Here is a 20,354-nt window from a genome sequence, read left to right as displayed (position 1 = left end):
GTACGGCGTCGGTGGGTGGGGTACCGAAGCGGCCAAACGGGGCAGACTGTAAATCTGCTGGCTTATGCCTTCGGAGGTTCGAATCCTCCCCCCACCATTCTTGTCGAGCAACTGACGAAACAAAGGGCGTAGCCCGCGTGAGGGCCAGGTGGATCGCGCGCGGCGGGCAGGCGCGCAAGAGGCGAACCCGCACCGGGCGAAACCTCGCCGTGAGGAGAAACAGGGGCGATGGCGAAGGAAAGGTTTGAGCGCACGAAGCCGCACGTGAACGTGGGCACGGTGGGACACGTGGACCACGGGAAGACGACGTTGACGGCGGCGATCACACAGGTGCAGGCGGCGAGGGGTTACGGGCAGTTCGTGCCGTTCGACCAGATCGACAAGGCGCCGGAGGAGCGGGAGCGGGGGATCACGATTGCGACGGCTCACGTGGAGTACGAGTCGGAGGCGCGGCACTACGCGCACGTGGACTGTCCGGGCCACGCGGACTACGTGAAGAACATGATCACGGGCGCGGCGCAGATGGACGGGGCGATCGTGGTGGTGTCGGCGGCGGACGGACCGATGCCTCAGACGCGGGAGCACATTTTGCTGGCCCGCCAGGTCAACGTGCCGTACATCGTGGTGTTCTTGAACAAGGTGGACCAGGTTGACGACGAGGAGTTGCTGGACCTGGTGGAGCTGGAGGTACGGGAGCTGTTGAGCGAGTACGAGTTTCCGGGCGACGACGTGCCGGTGATCCGCGGATCGGCGCTGCATGCGCTGGGGAGCGGGGATCCGGAGGCTGAGGAGACGGCGTGCATCGCGGAGCTGCTGGAGGCGCTGGACACATACATTCCGGTGCCGGAGCGCGCGACGGACAAGCCGTTTTTGATGCCGGTGGAGGACGTGTTCACGATCACGGGCCGCGGGACGGTGGTGACGGGCCGGATCGAGCGCGGGGTGGTGAAGACGGGCGAGGGTGTGGAGCTGGTGGGACTGGGCTCGGAGAAGAAGACGGTGGTGACGGGCGTGGAGATGTTCCGGAAGATCCTGGACGAGGGCCGGGCGGGGGACAACGCGGGTCTGCTGCTGCGGGGCGTGGCGAAGACGGAGGTGGAGCGCGGGATGGTGGTCGCGCACCCTCGGTCGATCACGCCGCACCGGAAGTTCAGCGCGGAGGTGTACGTTCTGACGAAGAACGAGGGGGGCCGTCACACGCCGTTCTTCAACGGCTATCGGCCGCAGTTCTACTTCCGGACGACGGACGTGACGGGATCGGCGGCGTTGCCGGAGGGGGTGGAGATGGTGATGCCGGGAGACAACGTGAACATGGCGGTGGAGCTGATCACGCCGATCGCGATGGAGGAGAACCTCCGCTTCGCGATCCGCGAGGGCGGACGGACGGTGGGTGCCGGCGTCGTCACCGCCATCCACGACTAGCTCGACGCCCCGGCCGAGACGCGGACCATTCACGCCGCTCGGCCGCTCGTCGGAGTTCGGCCACGATCTTCGGGGGACGCATAAATGAGGGTTCAGATCACGCTCGAATGCACGCAATGCAAAGAACGAAACTACACGACGACGAAGAATCGGCGGACGCACCCGCAGCGGGCCGAGCGGAAGAAGTACTGTCGGCGCTGTGACGGCCACACCACGCACAAAGAAACGCGGTAGAGAGATTCGATTGGCCGGGATCGTCAGGAGAACCCAGGAGTTCGCGGAGCAGGTGCAGGTCGAGATGCGTCGCGTCACGTGGCCCGACAGGGATCAGCTGCGCGGCGCGACGATCGGCATCCTGATCTTCGTCATGATCATGGCGGTCATCATCGGCGCCATGGACTCCGTGTTCGCGGCGTTCGTTCGTTTCGTCGTCGGAGCCTTCAGTGGCTGAGCGAACGGGCGCGGAGGCCGGGACGACGGGCGCTCCGAACGACGATCCGCGGTGGTACGCGCTGCAGACCTACTCCGGCCATGAGCGGAAGGTGAAGATCCTCCTGGAGCAGAAGATCCAGCAGTACGACGGAGAACCGCCGATTCGGGATGTGATCGTCCCGACCCAGGAAGTGGTCGAGATCAAGGGCGGCAAGCGCGTCAAGTCGACGAAGCGGCTTTACCCGGGGTACGTGCTCATCCAGATGCTGCTGGATCAGAACACGATGTACGTCGTGAACAACGTCCCCGGCGTGATCAAGTTCGTGGGCAGCGGGAAGGCGCCGCAGCCCCTCAAGACCGAGGAAATGAACAAGATCCTCGGCGTCGCGGACGAACTCGAACAGGCGGGCCCGGAAGCGGAGATCCCGTTCCGTCCGGGACAGGTCGTCGAGGTGATGGAGGGACCGTTCAGTGATTTCAGCGGAACGGTGGAGGAAGTGTTGGCAGAGAAGGGAAAGGTGCGCGTGCAGGTGAGCCTGTTCGGGCGCCCCACATCGGTCGAACTCGACTACACGCAGCTGCAGGGCTTCTGAATGCCCCGCGCAGCACACGGCCGGCAACCCATCGACACGGACGGCTAGATGCCGCCTAAGAAGCAGGCCACGGGATTCATCAAGCTGCAGATTCCGGGTGGGCAGGCGAACCCCGCTCCGCCCGTCGGTCCGGCGTTGGGCCAGCACGGCCTCAACATCATGGACTTCTGCAAGACGTTCAACGCGCAGACGCAGCAGGACGCGGGCACGATCATCCCGGTCGAGATCACGGTCTACAAGGACCGGACGTTCAGCTTCATCACCAAGACGCCACCGGCGGCGGAGCTGCTCAAGAACGAACTGGGTCTCGATTCGGGCTCGGCGGAGCCCAACCGCGAGAAGGTGGGGAAGGTCACGGGTGATCAGCTGCGCAAGATCGCCCGGATCAAGATGAAGGATCTGAACGCGGCCGACGAGGAAGCCGCGATGCGGATGATCGAGGGCACCGCGCGATCCATGGGGATCGAGCGCGCGGACTGATCCGGAGAAATCGGGGAAGATGCCGAAACGCGGCAAGAAATACCGCTCGGCGGCCGCGACCGCTTCGCGGAACGGTTCGCTCGCGCCTCGCGAAGCGCTGGAACGCGTCCGGACGATGGCGTTCGCGAACTTCGACGAGACAGTGGAGGCCGCGGTGCGTCTGGGAGTGGACCCTCGACGGGCCGACCAGATCGTGCGCGGCACCGTCATCCTGCCGGCTGGCACGGGACGTCCCGTCCGCGTACTGGCGCTCGTCCCGGCGGATCGGGAGGAGGAGGCCCGGGCGGCCGGAGCGGACTACGTGGGCACGGACTACATCGCCCGCATCCAGGATGGGTGGCTCGACTTCGATGTCGCGATCGCGACGCCGGACCTCATGAAGAACGTGGCCCGGCTCGGTCGCATACTCGGTCCCCGCGGCCTCATGCCGACACCCAAGGCGGGCACGGTCACGATGGACGTGGGGCGCGCCATCCGGGAATCGAAGGCCGGCAAGATCGAGTTCCGGGTGGACCGCACGGGCAACGTCCACGCGCCGATCGGCAAGGTGAGCTTCGAAATCGACCAGTTGGCCGGGAACTTCGGGGCTCTCATGGACGAGATCGTGCGGTTGAGACCGGCCGCGGCGAAGGGGCGATACGTGAAGAGCGTCACCGTGGCGAGCACCATGGGCATCGGTGTTTCCGTCGACGAAGACATTTATCGGTAGATCGAACCGGCATATCGATGAGACTCGAAGAAAAGCAGCGCGTCACCCGCGAACTGAGCCAACAGCTCGAGGAGAACGGGACGATCTACCTGACCGATTTCACGGGATTGAACGTGAAGGCGGTCACGGAGTTCAGGGCCCGGCTCAGAGAGCAGGGGCTGACCTACCGGGTCGTAAAGAACACGCTCATGAAGCGGGCGCTCGAGGATGTGGACCTTCCGGACCTGAGTCCGCATCTGGAGGGCCCCACGGGGCTCGTGTTCAGCGAATCCGACCCCGTCGTTCCGGCCAGGATCCTCAAGGAGTTCGCGAAGGCGCACGAGGATCGACCAGTGGTGAAGATAGGCGTCATCGACGGGGTGGAGGCGACGCCGGAGGATGTCGGACGAATGGCCGATATCCCGCCGCGCGAGGTGCTGCTGGGCGGCATCGCCGGTGGGCTGACGGCAAGTGTGGGCGGCATCGCCGGTGCATTGGGGGCGCTCATCCGCGACATCGCGGACATGATCGAACAGGTCGCCAAGAAGAACCAGGCCGCTTGAGGTGGGGGCGCGCCCGCGGCGTGCGGGTGCGCGGAATGCGTGCATAAAGGATCGAGGGAACGGTAGAACATGTCCAAAATCGAAGACCTTCTGCAGCAGATCGGCTCGCTGACGGTGCTGGAAGCCGCCGAGTTGAAAGACAGGATGGAAGAGACCTTCGGGGTCACGGCCGCCGCGCCGGTCGCCATCGTCGCCGGGCCCGGCGGCGATGGTGGCGCCGCCGAGGAGGAGAAGACGGAATTCGACGTCATGCTGACGGCGGTGGGCGACAAGAAGATCCAGGTGATCAAGGTCGTCCGCCAGGTTACGAGCCTCGGACTCAAGGAGGCGAAGGCCGTCGTTGACAACGCCCCCGGACCCGTCAAGGAAGGCGTGTCCAAGGAGGAGGCGGAAGAGATCAAGTCCAAGCTCGAAGCGCAGGGCGCCACGGCGGATCTCAAGTAGTCACGCTGGCAGAGCGTGGCGGGATCCGGCACCGAACTCCATGCCTCGGACCGCGGCTTGACCGCGGCCGCGGCCGCGGTGTCGCGGTCCGACCCCTCACGGTGCATGAACCGGAGCGGCCGCTCGTCGTCGGCCCCGGCTTCTGTGCATCTCCGATGTAAACGAGCGGTTCCCGGGGGAGGTACGATTTGACGGCAAACGGCAGACCCGCAGTCTCGTTCGCCAAGCTCGACCGTCCGATATACATGCCGCATTTCCTGGACGTGCAGCGAGTGGCCTTCGAGCGTCTGTTGCAGACGAAAGAGAGCGAGGAGGACCGGAGGGACCTGGGTCTCGAACGGGTCTTCCGCGAGATCTTCCCGATCACGGACGTGAACGAGAACTTCTCGCTCGAATTCGTGAGCTACGCTCTCGGAGAGCCGAAGTACGCCGTGGAAGAGTGCATCGAGCGCGACATGACGTACTCGGCGCCCCTGAAGGCGCAGCTCCGGCTCGTCATCTTCGAGACCGTCGGGAAGGACGGCGAGAAGCGCCCCGGCAGCATCCTCGAGAAGGAAGTCTATCTGGGCGACCTTCCGCTGCTCACGGAGCAGGGCACGTTCGTCGTGAACGGCGCCGAGCGCGTCATCGTGAGCCAGCTGCACCGTTCCCCGGGGGTCGTGTTCGAGGAGACCGTGCATCCCAACGGGACGCGCCTCTACTCGTCCCGCATCATTCCGTTCCGCGGTTCATGGGTCGAGTTCACGCTCGACATCCACGACGTGATCCACGTCCACATCGACAAGAAGAAGAAGTTCCCGGCCACGGCGCTGCTCCGGGCGTTGGGCTACGGACGGAGCGTCGACATCCTCGAGTTGTTCTACAGGCGCCGGGTCGTGCAAATCGAAGCCCACGAGGAAGAGGGGGCGGCGCGCCGCGAGTTCACGGGCACGCTGGTCGCCCGGAGCATCCCGAATGAGGATTTCGGGGAAGAGCCGACATCTCTGAGACTCGACGAACTCGAGACGGACTCGGAACGGCCTCGCTGGCTGGCGGAAGATCTCCCCGCTCCGGCGGAGGGGGAGGCGATCGGGGCCGCCGGCGACCGGATCGCCGACGAACTCGTGAACCGCGCCTCCGAGGCGGGGATCGAGAGTGTCGCCACGTTCGAGGACGACGAGGCGTTCATGGTTCGGCGCGGCGAGATGCTGACCGATGAAGCGATCGAGCGCCTCGCGCGTGCCGGCGTCTCCGAGGTCGAGGTTTACTCAAGCGCCACCTTCGTGGCCCTGCGCGGGACGTACGAGGACCTCGCCATGCGGCGCGACTGGAGTGCGAATCCGCAGCTCGCCGGGGATGTGGTCGACAGGGAAACGGGCGAGGTGCTTGCCGAGGAGGGTGTCCCGTTCGATACGCGGCTCTTTGAGGAGCTGAAGGCGGGCGGCGTCCGCGAGGCGCTCGTCTTCACCGGTGGCCCGCGCGGGGAGTCGCCGCTCCTCCGGAACACCCTGGCCAAGGATCCGACTTCGAGCGAGGCGGCCGCGCTGCACTCCATCTACTCGCTGGTCCGGCCCGGCGAAGCGCCGAATCTGGCGACGGCCCGGGGGGCGCTCGACCGGCTCTTCTTCAACCCCAAGCGATACGATCTGGGGCGGGTCGGGCGGCACAAGGTCAACCACCGCATGAAGGATGTGTACCGGCTGGTGGGCCTCGAGGCGCCGAAGGACGACCTCGTGGTCCTGGACCCCTCGGACTTCGTCGCGATCATCCGCTACCTCATCGAGTTGCACGAGGGCCGCGGCTACACCGACGACATCGATCACCTCGGGAACCGGCGCGTACGCTCGATCGGAGAGCTGATTGCCAACCAGTTCTCCGTCGGACTGTCGCGCATGGCGCGTCTGGTGCGCGAGCGCATGTCGATCAACAGCGATCCCGACAAGATCTCGATCGACGATCTCGTCAACGCGCGCACCGTGAGCGCCGTCATTCAGGCCTTCTTCGGCAGCTCGCAGCTCAGCCAGTTCATGGACCAGACGAACCCGCTGGCGGAGCTCACGCACAAGCGCCGCCTGAGCGCGCTCGGGCCCGGCGGCCTGACCCGGGAGCGTGCGGGGTTCGAGGTGCGCGACGTGCATTACTCTCATTACGGCCGGATGTGTCCGATCGAGACCCCGGAGGGGCCGAACATCGGGCTCATCACTTCGGTGACCACCTACGCCCGCCTGAACGAGCTGGGTTTCCTGGAGACCCCGTATCGCCGGGTCGTCGACGAGAAGGTGTCGACCGAGGAACTCGTCTGGCTCTCGGCCAGCGAGGAAGAGGAGTACGCCGTCGCCCAGGCCAATGCGGAGCTGAATCCCGATGGGACCTTCGCGCGGTCCCTCGTCCTCTGCCGGCGCCGCGACGACTATCCGCTCCTGCCGCCGGAAGAGATCGACTTCATGGACGTCGCGCCCGATCAGCTCGTCGCGGTGTCGCCCGCGCTGATCCCGTTCCTCGAACACGACGACGCGAACCGGGCCCTGATGGGGTCCAACATGCAGCGGCAGGCGGTCCCGCTCCTCTTCCCCGAACGTCCGCTCGTCGGGACGGGGCTGGAGAGCAAGGTGGCGAAGGACTCCGGGGCGGTCGTGCTGGCGCGCCGCGCCGGTGTCGTTACGCGGGTCACGGCGGACGAGATCGAGATCGATACCGGCAGGCCGCGTCAGGCGGCCGGCGAGATTCCGCTCGCCCGTCTCACGCAGTACGACAGCTACCGGCTGCGGAAGTTCTGGCGCACGAACCAGGACACGGCGATCAACCAGCGGCCCATCGTTCGCCTCGGCGACACGGTCGAGGTCGCGGATGTGATCGCCGACGGAGCGGGTACCGACGGAGGATCGCTCGCCCTCGGCCGCAACGCGCTGGTCGCCTTCATGCCCTGGTTCGGGCACAACTTCGAGGACGCGATCGTGATCAGCGAGAGGCTGGTCAAGGATGACGTCTACACGTCGGTCCACATCCAGGAACTCGAACTCCACGTGCGGGACACGAAGCGCGGGATGGAGGAGATCACCCGCGAGATCCCGAACGTGGCCGAGGAGGCGCTCGTCGACCTCGACGACCGGGGCATCGTCCGCATCGGGGCGGCAGTCAGGTCGGGGGACATCCTCGTCGGGAAGATCACGCCGAAGGGGGAGACGGAACTCTCGCCCGAGGAGAAGCTGCTCACCGCGATCTTCGGCGAGAAGGCGAAGGATGTGAAGGACAGCTCGCTGCGCGTGCCCCCCGGCGTCGAAGGCACCGTGATCGACGTCAAGATCTTCTCGCGCCGGATCGACGACCCGCTGCTCGAGCGGGAGCACGGGGAGCGGATCGCCGAACTCCGCGAGACCGAACGGGAGGAGATCTCTCGCGTTATCGATGCCCGCGACGAGGAACTCGCGGAACTGCTCGAGGGAGAAACGGTGGTCCTGTGTCTCCGCCGTGGCGCCCTCGAGCCCTGCTTCGCCGAGGGCACAAAGCTGAACCTCGAGGCGCTCCGCGACATCGATTTCGGAGAGGTCGACCTCGGCACGCTCAAGGTGGAGGACGACAAGTCGAACGACCTCGTCCGTCGCGTCGTGGCGGAGGCCAGGGCCCGCGTCGAGCAGATCCGGGAGCGGACCGAGGACGGCATCGACAAGATCTTCCAGCCCGACGAATTGTCGCCGGGCGTCGTCCAGCTCGTGAAGGTCTACCTCGCCGAGAGGCGGAAGATCTCGGTCGGGGACAAGATGGCCGGCCGTCACGGGAACAAGGGCATCATCGCCCGCGTGGTGCCGGAGGAGGACATGCCCGTCCTGCCCGACGGCCAGTCGGTCGAGATCGTGCTTAACCCGCTCGGCGTGCCGAGCCGGATGAACGTCGGCCAGATCCTCGAGACCACGCTGGGGTGGGCGGCCGACGCGCTCGGGTTCGAGGCGAATACGCCCGTCTTCCAGGGGGCGACCGAACACGAGATCGGAGCGCTGCTGAAGATCGGGGGCGCGCACTGGGCGGCCCGGACCCTCGGTGCGCAGGTGGCCCCGCCCGACCTCCCGTACCAGACGATCCAGAAGATCGTACACGAGATCCAGGCCTGGGAAGGTGACGATCACGGGTCGAGTGACGCCGCCGGCCTCGGAAGGGGGCTGGACGCCTATCTGGCGGGGAAGGGCGAGCTGGCGAAGTACCTCCAGAGCCTGGCCAGGTTCGTCCTCCACGCGGTGCGCGATGTATCGGGGGGGACCACAGCGGCCAAACTGGAAGCCGCGGGCTGGCCGAACACCGCCGCTCTCTCGGGCCGCCGCAAGGTGACCGAGGGTCTGGACGCGGCGGTCGTGGAGTTGCTGGAGCGCGCCGGACTGCGCCCCACCGGCAAGATGCGGCTCCGCGACGGGCGCACGGGCGAGGAGTTCGTGGCGGACATCGCCGTGGGCGAGATCTACATGATGAAGCTCTCGCACCTCGTCGACGACAAGATCCACGCGAGATCCATCGGTCCGTACAGCCTCGTCACGCAGCAGCCGCTCGCCGGGAAGGCGCAGTTCGGGGGACAGCGTTTCGGCGAGATGGAGGTATGGGCGCTCGAGGCGTACGGGGCCGCGCATACGCTGCAGGAGATGCTGACCGTGAAATCGGACGACGTCACCGGGCGGAGCCGGGTGTACGAGGCGATCGTCAAGGGTGACAACCTGCCCAAGCCCGGGGTTCCCGAGAGCTTCAACGTGCTCGTCAAGGAGCTTCAGGCGCTGGGGCTGAGCGTGACGCTGGGGAGCGACGAGTCCGACCCGCTCTTCTAGCCGTCAGGCGTTCGACCAGGGGCGGCGGGCGGAGCGGCCGGGCGCGAGCCCGGATCCGGAACGAACCAAGAGGGTGACAGATGATCGATTTTCCGCGACAGCGCAGCAGCGGCACGGCCGAGTTCGACTGGATCCAGATCAAGCTCGCAGCCCCCGAGGAGATCCGCTCCTGGAGCCATGGTGAGGTCACGAAACCCGAGACCATCAACTATCGCTCGTTCAAGCCGGAGCGCGACGGTCTCTTCTGTGAGCGGATCTTCGGGCCGGTCAAGGACTGGGAGTGTCACTGCGGGAAGTTCAAGCGGATCCGGTACCGCGGCCACATCTGCGACAAGTGCGGGGTCGAGGTCACGCTCTCCAAGGTCCGCCGCGAGCGGATGGGTCATATCGAACTCGCGGTGCCCGTGGCGCATATCTGGTTCTTCAAGACGCTCCCGTCGCAGATGGGCTATCTGCTCGGGATGAAGCTGAGGGATCTCGAGAAGGTCATCTACTACGCGGCGTACGTGATCACCGAGCCCGGCCGGCAGGAGGTCGAGTTCAAGCAGGTGATCGAGGAGGATGAGTACTGGGAGCTGACGGACAAGGCGCGCGAGGAAGGGGACACGGCGTTCCGCGCGGAGATCGGGGCCGAAGGGGTCCGTACCCTGCTGGGCCAGCTCGATATCGACGAACTGGCCGAGCAGCTGCGCTACGAGGTCGTGCACGAGACCTCGAAGCACCGGAAGAAGAAGAAGCTGAAGCGCCTCAAGGTCATCGACGCGATCCGCAACAGCGACGAGGAAGTCTCGAAGCGCAACAGCCCGGAGCACATGATCATGGACGTGATCCCGGTGATTCCGCCGGATCTCCGTCCTCTCGTCCCGCTCGACGGCGGCCGGTTCGCGACCTCCGACCTCAACGACCTGTACCGCCGCGTCATCAACCGGAACAATCGGCTCAAGAAGCTGCTCGAGATGCGCGCGCCGGAAGTGATCCTGCGCAACGAGAAGCGCATGCTCCAGGAGGCGGTGGACGCGCTGTTCGACAACGGGCGGCGCGGGAAGGCGATCCGCGGGCGCGGCAAGCGGCCGCTCAAGTCGCTGTCGGACATGCTCAAGGGGAAGCAGGGTCGCTTCAGGCAGAACCTGCTCGGCAAGCGCGTCGACTATTCGGGTCGCTCGGTGATCGTCGTCGGCCCCGAGTTGAAGCTGCACCAGTGCGGGCTGCCGAAGAAAATGGCGGTCGAACTGTTCAAGCCGTTCATCATCCACGAGCTGGAGCGGCGTCTCCACGCCGAGACGGTGAAGCGCGCCAAGAAGCTCGTCGAGCTGGACGACCCGACGGTCTACGAAGTCCTCGAGGACATCATCAAGGACCACCCCGTACTCCTGAACCGGGCGCCGACGCTGCACAGGCTGGGGATCCAGGCCTTCGAACCCGTCCTCGTCGAAGGGAAGGCCATCCGCATCCATCCGCTCGTGTGTGCCGCGTTCAACGCGGACTTCGACGGCGACCAGATGGCGGTGCACCTCCCGCTGTCGTTCGAATCGCAGCTCGAAGCGCGAGTCCTCATGCTGTCGAGCAACAACATCCTGAAGCCGTCGAGCGGTCGGCCGATCGCGTCTCCGTCGCAGGACATGGTCCTGGGCTGCTACTACATGACGAAGGTGCGGCCGGACTTCGAGGCGCAGCAGAGCCGCACCTATCTTCCGCACTTCTCGGACGCGGCGCAGGTCGAACTCGCACTGGAAACCGGATATCTGCGATCGGCCAAGGGGACGCCGGACTATCACCTGCCGATCCGGCTCCTCGTGGAGGAGAAGACCGACGACGGACAGAGCGAGAAGAAGTGGATCGTGACCAGCGTCGGACGGGCTCTCTTCAACGCGATCCTTCCGGACCGGGTGCCGTACGTGAACGAGACGCTCGGCAAGAGTGCGCTGGCAGACCTCGTCTTCCAGTCGTTCCGGCTGGCTGGCCTCGAGGAGACCACGATCTTCCTGGATGAACTCAAGGACTTCGGGTTCAGGTACGCGACCCGGGCCGGCGTCTCGATCGGGCTCGACGACATGGAGATCCCGCCGGAGAAGCAGGAGATCCTCCGGGAGGCGCAGGAGGACGTGAATCGCTTCACGAAGGCGTACCACCGAGGCGTGATTTCCTTCGGCGAGCGATACAACAAGGTCATCGACGCCTGGACCCACGCCAACAACGATGTGGCCGACGCCATGGTGGGGGGGCTGAGGAGCTCGAGAGAGGGATTCAATCCCATCTACATGATGTTCGATTCCGGCGCGCGGGGTTCGCGCGATCAGATCCGACAGCTGGCGGGGATGCGCGGGCTCATGGCGAAGCCCCAGAAGAAGCTGACGGGCGGAATCGGAGAGATCATCGAGAGCCCGATCCGCTCGAACTTCCGGGAGGGCCTCAGCGTACTCGAGTACTTCATCTCGACCCACGGGGCCCGCAAGGGACTCGCGGACACCGCGCTCAAGACGGCCGATGCCGGCTACCTGACGCGGCGGCTCGTGGATGTGGCGCAGGACGTCACGATCATCGAGGAGGACTGCAATACGATCCTCGGGCTGGACGTCACGGCTCTGAAGGAGGGCGAAGACATCATCCAGCCGCTGTCGGATCGCGTGGCGGGCAACATCGCGGCCGACGCCGTGATCGATCCCATCGACGACGAGGTCATCGTCGAGTCGGGCGAAATGATCACGGAGGCGCGGGCCCGGGCCATAGACGAGAGCGGGGTCCAGCAGGTACGGATTCGCTCGGTCCTCACCTGCGAGTCGCGGCGGGGCATCTGCCAGCAGTGCTACGGCCGCAACCTGGCGACGATGGGGCCTGTCGACCTGGGGGAGGCGGTCGGGATCCTGGCCGCGCAGTCGATCGGCGAGCCCGGCACGCAGCTCACGCTGCGGACCTTCCATATCGGAGGGACGGCGGCTCGGATCGCGGCGCAGACGCAGCGTCGCTCGAAGCTCGAGGGCATCGTCGCCTTCGAGCGCGTCACGACCGTGGAGGACCCCTCGGGCGATACGATCGTCACGAGCCGCGAGGGTGAGCTGCTCATGAAGACCGCGGACGATCGCATCCTCTCGCGTCTCGCGGTCCCGTATGGCGCGACGCTCTTCGTTGAAGACGGCGTGGAGGTAACGCACGGCGATCTGCTCTTCGGCTGGGACCCCTACTCCGAGCCGATCGTGGCCGACAAGAAGGGTCGCATCCGCTTCACCGACATCGTGCCGGAGGAGACGGTGCGCGAGGAGCTCGACGAGGCGACCGGCCGGCGCCAGCAGGTCATCATCGAGGACCGCGAAAAGAAGCTCCACCCGGTCCTCGACATCGTCGATGGGAAGGGTGGGAAGCTCCGCGAGTTCATCGTCCCGGTCGGCGCGCAGCTCCTGGTGCAGAACCGCCAGGCGATCAGCGCGGGCGAGGTCCTCGCCAAGATCAGCCGGGAAGCGTACAAGACCCGTGATATCACGGGAGGCCTGCCCCGGGTCGCCGAACTGTTCGAGGCCCGGAGGCCCAAGGACCCGGCGACGATTACGGAGGTCGACGGCCGCGTCTCGTTCGGCGGGATCAAGCGCGGGAAGCGCGAGATCATCGTCACGATGGACGGCGACGAGCAGATGGTGTACCAGATCCCGGTCGGGAAGCACCTGCGCGTGCACGAAGGGGACCTCGTACGCGCCGGAGACCGGCTCTCCGAGGGACCCGTGAACCCGCACGACATCCTCCGGGTGAGGGGGCCGCGCGCCGTCCAGGAGTACCTGTTGAACGAGATCCAGGAGGTCTACCGGCTGCAGGGGGTGCGGATCAACGACAAGCACATCGCGGTCATCGTGCGCCAGATGCTGCAGAAGGTCCGCATCACCGACCCGGGAGCGACGGAGTTCCTGGAGAGCGAGCACGTCGATCGCATGGTGTTCCGCGACGCCGCTCGCCGGGAGCTCGGGAGCGGGGGCAAGCCGGCCCGGGCCGAGCCCATTCTCCTCGGGATCACGAAGTCGAGCCTGACGACGGAATCGTTCATCAGCGCGGCCTCGTTCCAGGAGACGACGCGCGTCCTCACGGACGCCGCGGTACGGGGGGCGAAGGACCAGCTGCGGGGACTGAAGGAGAACATCATCATTGGGCATCTCGTCCCGGCCGGGACGGGGACGCACCGTTTCTCCGACATAGAGTTCCTGATCGACGACTCGCTCAAGGCGCAGATCGATTCCATGCGCCGCCGGGTGCTGCCCGAGGAAGCGCCCCGGAGCCTCTTCTCCGATCTTCGGGACCAGGCGGAGGAGGAGACGGCCCCGGAGGAGAGTGCGCTGCTGACGACCTGATCCGCGCCTCCGGCCGGCCGCTCTCGAAACGGCCCAAAGCCGCTTGACACCGGCACGTAGCGTCACTACTCTTTGTGTTCTGTCGACCGACCGGTCGGCAGTCGCCGCGGGGGCCGGTTTTGATCCGCCCCCGATTTTTTTCTCCCCAACGGCCGGGCCCTTGTTCGGTGATCGGCGCACCGGTGCGGCCGGAGGGAGCGATGGAGCGGGAATGCCGACCATCAATCAGTTGGTCCGCAAGGGCCGTCGAAAGGTTGAGAAGAAGAGCAAGGCACCCGCGCTGGAGGGGAATCCCCAGAGGCGCGGCGTCTGTACCCGCGTGTACACCACGACGCCGAAGAAGCCCAACTCGGCCTTGCGCAAGGTCGCGCGCGTGCGGCTCACGAACGGCTATGAGGTGACGGCCTACATCGGAGGGGAAGGGCACAATCTCCAGGAACACAGCATCGTGCTGATTCGGGGTGGACGAGTGAAGGATCTCCCGGGTGTCCGATACCACATCATCCGGGGAACGCTCGACGCTTCCGGTGTGGACGACAGGAACCAGGGCCGGTCGAAATACGGTTCGAAGAAGAGGAAATAGTTCGGGGTCCTCCCCGGACATTCGAGCGGGCCGGACGATCTGTCGTCCGGAGCGGTTCACCCGCAGGTGAAACAGGGCCCGGCCTCGGAGTCCGTGGCCGGGCTCTGGCTGCATGTACGAGTTCTCCGGGTGGACCGGAGACGCACACGGCGGGACGAGATGCCACGACGAAACCGTGCTGAACAGCGTGAGGTGACCCCGGACTCCCGGTACGGGAGCACCGAAGTCACGAAGTTCATCAACATGCTGATGCTGGACGGGAAGAAGTCGCTCGCGGAGCGGACCTTCTACGCTGCGATGCGGACCGTCGAGATGAAGACGGGACAGCCCGCGATGAACGTGTTCCGGCAGGCGCTGCAGAACGTGAAGCCGATGCTCGAGGTGCGGAGCCGCCGGGTGGGCGGCGCGACGTACCAGGTGCCGATGGAGGTCACGTATCGGCGGCGGGACTCGCTCGCACGCCGATGGCTCGTCCAGCACGCGCGGGCGCGCTCCGGCAAGACGATGGCGCAGCGTCTCGCGGGCGAGTTTCTCGATGCCGCGCGGGGTGACGGGGGGGCGGTGAAGAAGAAGGAGGATGTCCACCGGATGGCCGAGGCGAACAAGGCGTTCGCGCACTACCGGTGGTAGGGCGGCGTTTCCGGATGAACGCGGCCGCAACGGGTCCCGGACACGATTCCAGGTACAGATAAATCGAATCGATGGACAGAAGAACGCCGCTGGAGCGGCTCCGGAATATCGGCATCATGGCGCACATCGATGCCGGGAAGACGACGACGACCGAGCGGGTTCTGTTCTATACCGGCCGGACGCATCGCCTGGGTGAAGTGCATCATGGCGACGCGACCATGGACTGGATGGAGCAGGAGCAGGAACGCGGCATCACGATCACATCGGCCGCGACCACCTGTTACTGGGAGTGCCACGAGGAACCGCACCGCATCAACATCATCGACACGCCGGGGCATGTGGACTTCACGGTCGAGGTGGAGCGAAGCCTGCGGGTGCTCGATGGCGCGGTCGCTCTGTTCTGCGCGGTCGGCGGCGTAGAGCCGCAATCGGAGACCGTTTGGCGCCAGGCGGACAAGTACGGCGTCCCTCGCATCGCGTTCGTCAACAAGATGGACCGCGTCGGCGCCGACTTCATGAACGTCGTCCGCATGATGCGCGAACGGCTCGGCGCGAACGCGCGGCCTCTCCAGATCCCGCTCGGCGAGGGCGAACTCTATACCGGCATGGTCGACCTCGTGCGCGAGGTCAAGGTCGTCTATGACGATGAGTCGCTGGGTGCCCACTGGAGCGAGGGCCCCGTGCCGGATGCGCTGCTGGAAGAAGTGGCGCAACTCCGGAGCGAACTCATCGAGGCCGCGGTCGAGTACGACGAGCCGCTGCTCGAGAAGTATCTCGACGGTGAGGAGCTCAGCGAAGAGGAGGTCCGGCGGGCCGTCCGCAAGGCGACGCTGGCGAATGGAATCACACCGATCCTGTGCGGGTCCGCTTTCAAGAACAAGGGCGTGCAGCGGCTCCTCGACGCGGTGATCGACTACCTCCCCTCTCCGCTCGACGTGCCTCCGGTCACGGGCCACCTCCCGCAGCGGGACGAGTCCGTGGTCGAGCGCCGGGCTGACGAGACCGCGCCGTTTTCGGCGCTCGCGTTCAAGATCGCGACGGATCCCTACGTGGGACGTCTCACCTACTTCAGGGTGTACTCGGGGACGGCGAAGGCCGGATCATACGTCCTGAACTCTTCCCGGGGCCGGAGGGAGCGTGTCGGACGCCTCCTCCAGATGCACGCGAACAAGCGTGAAGAGCGGGACGAGGTGTTCGCCGGAGACATCGCGGCGGCGATCGGGCTCAAGCACACCCGGACGGGGGATACGCTCTCGTCCCGGAGCGACCCGATCGTGCTCGAGTCGATGAGCTTCCCCGAACCGGTCATTCGGGTGGCGATCGAACCGAGGACGAAGGCGGACCAGGACAAGCTCGCGGAAGCTCTGGCGAAGCTGGCCGAGGAAGATCCGACCTTCCGCGTCTATACGGACGAAGAGACCGGGCAGACGATCATCAGCGGAATGGGCGAACTCCATCTCGAGATCATCGTCGACCGCTTGCAGCGCGAGTTCCGCGTGAACGCCAATGTGGGCCGGCCGCAGGTGGCCTACCGGGAGACGATTCGCAAGGCGGTCCGGAAGGTGGAGGGCCGCTTCGTGCGTCAGTCGGGAGGGCGCGGGCAGTTCGGGCATGTGATCATCAACCTCGAGCCGACCGACCCCGGGGGAGGGTTCGTCTTCGACTCCGAGATCCGCGGCGGGAACGTGCCGCGTGAGTACGTCATGTCCGTGGAGCAGGGGATTCGCGAAGCGCTCGATTCCGGCATCGTCGCCGGCTACCCGATCATCGACGTCAAGGCGACGCTGATCGACGGGTCGTATCACGAAGTCGACTCGAGCGAGATGGCGTTCAGGATCGCGGGCTCGATCGCCCTGAAGGCAGGCGCCCGCAAGGCGCAGCCGGTGTTGCTCGAGCCGGTCATGAACGTCGAAGTGGTCACGCCGGACGACTATCTCGGCGACGTCATGGGCGATCTGTCCAGCCGGCGCGGAAAGATCGGCGGCATGACGCAGCGTTCGTCCGCGCGGGTGATCGGAGCGTCCGTCCCGCTGTCGGAGATGTTCGGCTACGCGACCTCGCTTCGGTCGATGAGCCAGGGGCGCGCGGTTTACACCATGCAGTTCTCTCACTACGAGGAAGTTCCGGGATCCAAGACGGCGGAGATCGTCTCCGCCAACGGCGCATAACGGTCCGGGACCGCCGGGGCTCCGCAACAGCGGGCACCGGAGGCCGGGCCTGAGCCGGCACAAAGGAGAAACAGGGGCGATGGCGAAGGAAAGGTTTGAGCGCACGAAGCCGCACGTGAACGTGGGCACGGTGGGACACGTGGACCACGGGAAGACGACGTTGACGGCGGCGATCACACAGGTGCAGGCGGCGAGGGGTTACGGGCAGTTCGTGCCGTTCGACCAGATCGACAAGGCGCCGGAGGAGCGGGAGCGGGGGATCACGATTGCGACGGCTCACGTGGAGTACGAGTCGGAGGCGCGGCACTACGCGCACGTGGACTGTCCGGGCCACGCGGACTACGTGAAGAACATGATCACGGGCGCGGCGCAGATGGACGGGGCGATCGTGGTGGTGTCGGCGGCGGACGGACCGATGCCTCAGACGCGGGAGCACATTTTGCTGGCCCGCCAGGTCAACGTGCCGTACATCGTGGTGTTCTTGAACAAGGTGGACCAGGTTGACGACGAGGAGTTGCTGGATCTGGTGGAGCTGGAGGTACGGGAGCTGTTGAGCGAGTACGAGTTTCCGGGCGACGACGTGCCGGTGATCCGCGGATCGGCGCTGCATGCGCTGGGGAGCGGGGATCCGGAGGCTGAGGAGACTGCGTGCATCGCGGAGCTGCTGGAGGCGCTGGACACATACATTCCGGTGCCGGAGCGCGCGACGGACAAGCCGTTTTTGATGCCGGTGGAGGACGTGTTCACGATCACGGGCCGCGGGACGGTGGTGACGGGCCGGATCGAGCGCGGGGTGGTGAAGACGGGCGAGGGTGTGGAGCTGGTGGGACTGGGCTCGGAGAAGAAGACGGTGGTGACGGGCGTGGAGATGTTCCGGAAGATCCTGGACGAGGGCCGGGCGGGGGACAACGCGGGTCTGCTGCTGCGGGGCGTGGCGAAGACGGAGGTGGAGCGCGGGATGGTGGTCGCGCACCCTCGGTCGATCACGCCGCACCGGAAGTTCAGCGCGGAGGTGTACGTTCTGACGAAGAACGAGGGGGGCCGTCACACGCCGTTCTTCAACGGCTATCGGCCGCAGTTCTACTTCCGGACGACGGACGTGACGGGATCGGCGGCGTTGCCGGAGGGGGTGGAGATGGTGATGCCGGGAGACAACGTGAACATGGCGGTGGAGCTGATCACGCCGATCGCGATGGAGGAGAACCTCCGCTTCGCGATCCGCGAGGGCGGACGGACGGTGGGTGCCGGCGTCGTCACCGCCATCCACGATTAGCTCGACGCCCCGGAAGCGAAACGACCACGAGATGACGCAGAAGATTCGGATTCGGCTGAAGGCGTTCGATCCGGCGGTGATCGACCAGACGGCGTCGGACATCGTTCGGACCGCCCAGAAGACCGGTGCGACCGTCAGCGGGCCGATCCCGCTGCCCACGCGTCGCCAGCTGTTCACGGTCCTGCGGAGTCCGCACGTGGACAAGAAGTCGCGCGAACAGTTCGAACTCAAGACGCACAAGCGACTCATCGACATCCACGACTCCCGTCCGCAGACGATCGACGCGCTGACCAAGCTGGATCTGGCCGCCGGCGTCGACGTCGAAATCAAGGTCGAGTAGCGAGATGCCCGGGTTGATCGGCCGCAAGATCGGCATGACGCAGATCTTCGACGACGACGGGAAGGCGGTCGGCGTCACCGTGCTCGAGGTCGGGCCGTGTCCGGTGGTTCAGATCAAGACCGCCGCGCGCGACGGATACGACGCGGTCCAGCTCGGCTTCGGCCGCGTGAAGGAGAGCAACGTCCGAAGGCCGGCCAAGAAGCCGGCCAAGGGGCACGCCGCGCGCGCCGGACTCGACCACGTACCGCGGGTCCTCGCCGAGTTCGATTTCGAGAATGAGGATCTCGAGCCGGGCCAGCAGCTGACGGTCGACATGTTCGAGGTCGGATCGCGGGTGGACGTGAGCGGCACGACGAAGGGCCGCGGCTTCCAGGGCGTCGTCAAGCGGCACGGTTTTGCCGGCGGCCGCGGCTCTCACGGCGGGAGCTCGGTCCTGCGGAAGCCGGGCTCGATCGGGGCGGGCACCGACCCGTCCCGCGTCATCAAGGGCATGAAGATGGCGGGCCGCATGGGCGGCACGAAGCACATGGCGATGAGCCGCAGGGTTATCCGCGTCGATGCCGAGAAGAACCTGCTCATCGTCCGCGGCTCGATCCCGGGCGCGCGCAACAACATCGTCATGGTGAGGCCGGGTCGATGAAAGTCGCGACGTACAGGGCCGATGGCACTTCCGGCGAGGAGCGGCTGCTGCCGCGGACGCCGTTCGACGGCACCGTCAACGAGGATGCGCTCCATCAGGTCGTCACCGCCCTGCTCGCGAATCGGCGCCAGGGCACGCATTCGACCAAGAGCCGCTCCACGGTACGCGGGGGATCCCGCAAGCCCTGGCGGCAGAAGGGGACCGGTCGCGCCCGCGCCGGCTCGATCCGCTCCGCGTTGTGGCGGGGCGGCTCGGTCGTCTTCGGCCCGCACCCGCGCTCCTATCGCGTCCGCGTGCCCCGGAAGCTGCGTCGGCTGGCGATCCGTTCGGCCCTCAACACGAGAGCGCTGGGTGGCGATCTGGCGCTGGTGGAGTCCCTGGACTTCGATCCGCCGAAGACTCGTGAGGTGGCCGCGCTCCTGGCCCGTATCGGACGCGGGTCCGAGAACGTTCTCCTCCTGACTTCGGGCCATAAGCCGAGTGTCTACCTCTCGGCGAGGAATCTGCCCGGAGTTCGCGTGCTCCCGTGGAGCGACGCCTCCGCGTACGACATCCTGTGGTCGGACCTGGTGCTGGTGGAGGCGTCGGCCTTCGATGCGCCGGCCGGGCCCGGCGAGGAGGGTGACGCGTGAGACGCACGCCGAACGAGATCATCCTCCGTCCGCTCTTCACCGAGAAGAGTTCGACCAGCCTGCAGTCCGAGGGGACCGATGGGGTGGGCCGCAGGCTCCAGGCCCGAATCGAACGCGGGGAAGTCGAGCCCCGCCCGAAGTACACCTTCGAGGTGGCGCCGAACGCAAACAAGATCGAGATCCGCAAGGCCTTCGAGGCGATCTTCGAGGGCTGTCACGTCACTTCGGTGCGCACGATGAACGTGCGGGGCAAGAAGAAGCGCATGGGGCGCACCATGGGCCGGCGGCCGCACTGGAAGAAGGCGATCATCGAGGTCGCGGATGGGCCCGTCGACGTGCTGGAAGGAGCTTGAT

18 protein-coding genes and 1 tRNA gene are annotated in these 20,354 nt (G+C 66.2%); all 19 read left to right on the top strand.

Annotated elements, in window-relative coordinates; translation table 11 throughout:
- Nucleotides 1-14: 14 nt before the first annotated feature.
- The 19 genes from ACPXY0_RS09925 (at nt 15) to rplW (ending at nt 20,353) form a co-directional block, all read left to right on the top strand.
- A tRNA-Tyr gene (locus ACPXY0_RS09925) sits at nt 15-97 on the top strand.
- Between the two features lie 131 nt (nt 98-228).
- Nucleotides 229-1,422 (top strand): elongation factor Tu, encoded by a 1,194-nt coding sequence (tuf, locus tag ACPXY0_RS09920; protein WP_423924377.1) that lies wholly within the window; start codon nt 229-231, stop codon nt 1,420-1,422.
- Nucleotides 1,423-1,506: 84 nt separating this feature from the next.
- Nucleotides 1,507-1,656 carry a 50S ribosomal protein L33 gene (gene rpmG, locus ACPXY0_RS09915; RefSeq protein ID WP_423924384.1) on the top strand — a complete coding sequence of 50 codons (150 nt, stop codon included), beginning with the start codon at nt 1,507-1,509 and terminating at the stop codon, nt 1,654-1,656.
- 10 nt (nt 1,657-1,666) lie between these two features.
- Entirely contained in the window at nt 1,667-1,873 is a 207-nt protein-coding gene (secE, locus tag ACPXY0_RS09910; protein WP_419164774.1) for a preprotein translocase subunit SecE, read from the top strand.
- Entirely contained in the window at nt 1,866-2,447 is a 582-nt protein-coding gene (nusG, locus tag ACPXY0_RS09905) for a transcription termination/antitermination protein NusG (protein ID WP_423924383.1), read from the top strand. The genes secE and nusG overlap by 8 nt, the downstream gene beginning before the upstream one ends.
- Before the next feature lie 48 nt (nt 2,448-2,495).
- Nucleotides 2,496-2,927 carry a 50S ribosomal protein L11 gene (gene rplK, locus ACPXY0_RS09900; protein WP_419942238.1) on the top strand — a complete coding sequence of 144 codons (432 nt, stop codon included), beginning with the start codon at nt 2,496-2,498 and terminating at the stop codon, nt 2,925-2,927.
- 19 nt (nt 2,928-2,946) lie between these two features.
- Nucleotides 2,947-3,636, top strand: coding sequence for a 50S ribosomal protein L1 (gene rplA, locus ACPXY0_RS09895; protein ID WP_423924382.1), 690 nt, complete (start codon nt 2,947-2,949; stop codon nt 3,634-3,636).
- 17 nt (nt 3,637-3,653) lie between these two features.
- Nucleotides 3,654-4,178, top strand: a complete 525-nt coding sequence (gene rplJ, locus ACPXY0_RS09890) for a 50S ribosomal protein L10 (protein WP_419942236.1) — start codon at nt 3,654-3,656, stop codon at nt 4,176-4,178.
- A gap of 69 nt (nt 4,179-4,247) precedes the next feature.
- A complete protein-coding gene (rplL, locus tag ACPXY0_RS09885) occupies nt 4,248-4,622 on the top strand; it encodes a 50S ribosomal protein L7/L12 (RefSeq protein WP_419942235.1) in 375 nt (124 codons plus the stop codon).
- A gap of 188 nt (nt 4,623-4,810) precedes the next feature.
- Nucleotides 4,811-9,406: a DNA-directed RNA polymerase subunit beta gene (rpoB, locus tag ACPXY0_RS09880; protein WP_423924381.1), complete on the top strand. Its 4,596-nt coding sequence runs from the start codon at nt 4,811-4,813 to the stop codon at nt 9,404-9,406.
- A gap of 80 nt (nt 9,407-9,486) precedes the next feature.
- Nucleotides 9,487-13,734, top strand: coding sequence for a DNA-directed RNA polymerase subunit beta' (rpoC, locus tag ACPXY0_RS09875; RefSeq protein WP_423924380.1), 4,248 nt, complete (start codon nt 9,487-9,489; stop codon nt 13,732-13,734).
- Between the two features lie 211 nt (nt 13,735-13,945).
- Nucleotides 13,946-14,317 (top strand): 30S ribosomal protein S12, encoded by a 372-nt coding sequence (rpsL, locus tag ACPXY0_RS09870; protein ID WP_419164781.1) that lies wholly within the window; start codon nt 13,946-13,948, stop codon nt 14,315-14,317.
- A gap of 159 nt (nt 14,318-14,476) precedes the next feature.
- Nucleotides 14,477-14,947, top strand: a complete 471-nt coding sequence (gene rpsG, locus ACPXY0_RS09865; protein ID WP_423924379.1) for a 30S ribosomal protein S7 — start codon at nt 14,477-14,479, stop codon at nt 14,945-14,947.
- 71 nt (nt 14,948-15,018) lie between these two features.
- Nucleotides 15,019-17,115, top strand: a complete 2,097-nt coding sequence (fusA, locus tag ACPXY0_RS09860; RefSeq protein WP_423924378.1) for an elongation factor G — start codon at nt 15,019-15,021, stop codon at nt 17,113-17,115.
- A gap of 79 nt (nt 17,116-17,194) precedes the next feature.
- Complete coding sequence (tuf, locus tag ACPXY0_RS09855; RefSeq protein ID WP_423924377.1) at nt 17,195-18,388, top strand: elongation factor Tu; 1,194 nt, start codon at nt 17,195-17,197, stop codon at nt 18,386-18,388.
- A gap of 31 nt (nt 18,389-18,419) precedes the next feature.
- Nucleotides 18,420-18,728, top strand: a complete 309-nt coding sequence (rpsJ, locus tag ACPXY0_RS09850) for a 30S ribosomal protein S10 (RefSeq protein ID WP_419942230.1) — start codon at nt 18,420-18,422, stop codon at nt 18,726-18,728.
- A gap of 4 nt (nt 18,729-18,732) precedes the next feature.
- Entirely contained in the window at nt 18,733-19,368 is a 636-nt protein-coding gene (gene rplC / locus ACPXY0_RS09845; RefSeq protein WP_423924376.1) for a 50S ribosomal protein L3, read from the top strand.
- Nucleotides 19,365-20,000, top strand: a complete 636-nt coding sequence (rplD, locus tag ACPXY0_RS09840) for a 50S ribosomal protein L4 (RefSeq protein WP_423924375.1) — start codon at nt 19,365-19,367, stop codon at nt 19,998-20,000. Before rplC ends, rplD begins: the two co-directional genes overlap by 4 nt.
- Nucleotides 19,997-20,353 (top strand): 50S ribosomal protein L23, encoded by a 357-nt coding sequence (gene rplW / locus ACPXY0_RS09835; RefSeq protein WP_419942227.1) that lies wholly within the window; start codon nt 19,997-19,999, stop codon nt 20,351-20,353. Before rplD ends, rplW begins: the two co-directional genes overlap by 4 nt.
- Nucleotide 20,354: the final 1 nt, after the last annotated feature.

This window comes from Candidatus Palauibacter sp. (assembly GCF_965237495.1).
Taxonomy (GTDB): domain Bacteria; phylum Gemmatimonadota; class Gemmatimonadetes; order Palauibacterales; family Palauibacteraceae; genus Palauibacter.
The sequence above is the reverse complement of the archived record's forward strand: the minus strand, read 5'-3'. Positions and strand labels throughout refer to the sequence as shown.

Excerpts from the sequence above, each read along its gene's own strand:
- tuf (WP_423924377.1), top strand. The coding sequence starts at position 229 with ATGGCGAAGGAAAGGTTTGAGCGCACGAAGCCGCACGTGAACGTGGGC.
- rpmG (WP_423924384.1), top strand. The coding sequence starts at position 1,507 with ATGAGGGTTCAGATCACGCTCGAATGCACGCAATGCAAAGAACGAAAC.
- rplK (WP_419942238.1), top strand. The coding sequence starts at position 2,496 with ATGCCGCCTAAGAAGCAGGCCACGGGATTCATCAAGCTGCAGATTCCG.
- rplA (WP_423924382.1), top strand. The coding sequence starts at position 2,947 with ATGCCGAAACGCGGCAAGAAATACCGCTCGGCGGCCGCGACCGCTTCG.
- rplJ (WP_419942236.1), top strand. The coding sequence starts at position 3,654 with ATGAGACTCGAAGAAAAGCAGCGCGTCACCCGCGAACTGAGCCAACAG.
- rplL (WP_419942235.1), top strand. The coding sequence starts at position 4,248 with ATGTCCAAAATCGAAGACCTTCTGCAGCAGATCGGCTCGCTGACGGTG.
- rpoC (WP_423924380.1), top strand. The coding sequence starts at position 9,487 with ATGATCGATTTTCCGCGACAGCGCAGCAGCGGCACGGCCGAGTTCGAC.
- rpsL (WP_419164781.1), top strand. The coding sequence starts at position 13,946 with ATGCCGACCATCAATCAGTTGGTCCGCAAGGGCCGTCGAAAGGTTGAG.
- rpsG (WP_423924379.1), top strand. The coding sequence starts at position 14,477 with ATGCCACGACGAAACCGTGCTGAACAGCGTGAGGTGACCCCGGACTCC.
- fusA (WP_423924378.1), top strand. The coding sequence starts at position 15,019 with ATGGACAGAAGAACGCCGCTGGAGCGGCTCCGGAATATCGGCATCATG.
- tuf (WP_423924377.1), top strand. The coding sequence starts at position 17,195 with ATGGCGAAGGAAAGGTTTGAGCGCACGAAGCCGCACGTGAACGTGGGC.
- rpsJ (WP_419942230.1), top strand. The coding sequence starts at position 18,420 with ATGACGCAGAAGATTCGGATTCGGCTGAAGGCGTTCGATCCGGCGGTG.
- rplC (WP_423924376.1), top strand. The coding sequence starts at position 18,733 with ATGCCCGGGTTGATCGGCCGCAAGATCGGCATGACGCAGATCTTCGAC.
- rplD (WP_423924375.1), top strand. The coding sequence starts at position 19,365 with ATGAAAGTCGCGACGTACAGGGCCGATGGCACTTCCGGCGAGGAGCGG.